Genomic DNA, 1,709 nt, shown 5'->3' with positions numbered 1-1,709 from the left:
GTCGAGGAGGGGGCGGCGGGATCCGCAGGGCGGGCACCAGGCCGGCGGAGTGCCGGTGGCGGCCCTGTCCGCCGCTGTCGGAACGGGATGAGTCGATGGGCTGCACACCCGATCAACGAGTGGAAGCCGGGACGGATGCGGGAGGGGGCCGGGAAGTCGTGGCTCCGGGAGCGCGCCGCCGCTCCCGCGCCCCGTCCCGAACGCCCCGGTGGCGTCCGGGTGCCCGTAGGGGGCACCCGGACCAAGGGGGTCAGGTCCCCGAGAGCGGCAACGCCGCGGCGACCAACGAGCCCTCCAGCGCCGCCTTCTCCAGGGCCACCCGCAGGAGATCCTCCCGGGGCTGACGACCGATGGTGCCCACCGGCGCCGCGTAGACCAGGACCGTGTGCCGGTCCTTCGCGGTCGCCCGCCACTCGTCGGTCAGCGCCAGCGGCCGGTGGGCCTGCCACCACGGCGCCGAGGGCGCCCCCACCAGGCCCGGTTGGAGGATCGAGTGCAGTTCGCCGTCGACCATCAGTACCGACCAGCCCGGCAGCTCCTCCGGCATCCGACCCGGGTCGGCGACCTTCTGGAAGCCCTGCTCGCCCAACAGCTCCAGGAAGACGTCCTCCGGGGCGTCGCTGCCCGGCCGGGCGATGGGAGCCGTCGGCTCGATCACCAGCGCGGGGTAGAGATCGTCGCCCACGGCGATCTGACCACAGGTCACCCCGAGGACGGCCTGACGGGGGGAGCCCCCCAGCTCCTCGGCGGAGGCGGGCGGCGTCTCACCCGTGATGGTCTGCACGGCACCGCGCAGCTGTTCCTCGGAGACCGGCACCACCCGCGAGGGCAGGCAGTCGGCGTGGGCGAAGGCCAGGACGGCCGTCTCCTCCCCGACGAACAGGACGGTGCTCGTGGGGTCGCGCTCGGGGTCGCCCGGGGTCCGGCACGACGTGCAGTCGTAGGCACCGGGGGCGGTCTCCCCGGCGAGCAGCCGGTCGGCTTCTTCGTCGCCGATCTCGGCGCGTACGTCTTCACTGACGTCGAGCATGGTGGGCACTGTCGCTCCTCGGTTCCGGCCCGGTACGGCACGCGTTCGGGCGGTGGGCGGTTCTGTTGCCCTGCTCAACGCCGGGGGAGAGCGGGGGTCACGCCCCGGCGGGAGCCGATCCGATATGTGAAGAAACGGTCGTGAATGATCGCCGGAGCCGGGGTTTCGACGCTTTCGGGCGTGCCGGTTTCCGACCTCCCACCCGGCGGCCCGGGGAGGACAATCGGCAGGAGGCTCCCGGAAGTCGGTATGTCCCGGGACATGGTGGGACCGCGCCGCCCGCGGTCGGTTTCCGGGAAACGACGCCCCGGTGCCGGTCCGGCCCCTCCGGCGGATTCCGTCCGGAAAACCGGTGGCGGGAACCCCGGACGCCGACGACATTCCGCGCCGGTTCTCCACGCGTGGCCATCCCGGGAAACGGCCGGGTGCTCCCGGACCCTTCGTGACCGGCGCGCCGGGGGAAACCACGACGGGCGGTGACGACCCAGCCGGGGAACGCGCGGGAAAACCGTTTCTCCCCGAACCGTCTCCCCGCGGGGCACGCCCCAAAGCGTCCGCTTCCCGAATTCTCCCCGAAAGGCCGTCGACGGTGATACCGGGGGCGTTGCCGAACCGGCGGCCGACGGAGGACGATGTGACGGAACCGTGACCCGACACGCCGGGAGGGGCCCGGGAGGGG

1 protein-coding gene is annotated in these 1,709 nt (G+C 73.3%); it reads right to left on the bottom strand.

Annotated features, from left to right (window positions below; genetic code table 11):
- Positions 1-250 precede the first annotated feature (250 nt).
- Positions 251-1,039 carry a hypothetical protein gene (locus FNQ90_RS22175; RefSeq protein WP_182607972.1) on the bottom strand — a complete coding sequence of 263 codons (789 nt, stop codon included), beginning with the start codon at positions 1,037-1,039 and terminating at the stop codon, positions 251-253.
- Positions 1,040-1,709: the final 670 nt, after the last annotated feature.

The organism is Streptomyces alkaliphilus (assembly GCF_014141535.1).
GTDB lineage: Bacteria > Actinomycetota > Actinomycetes > Streptomycetales > Streptomycetaceae > Streptomyces > Streptomyces alkaliphilus.
This window is presented reverse-complemented; position numbering and strand designations above follow the sequence as displayed.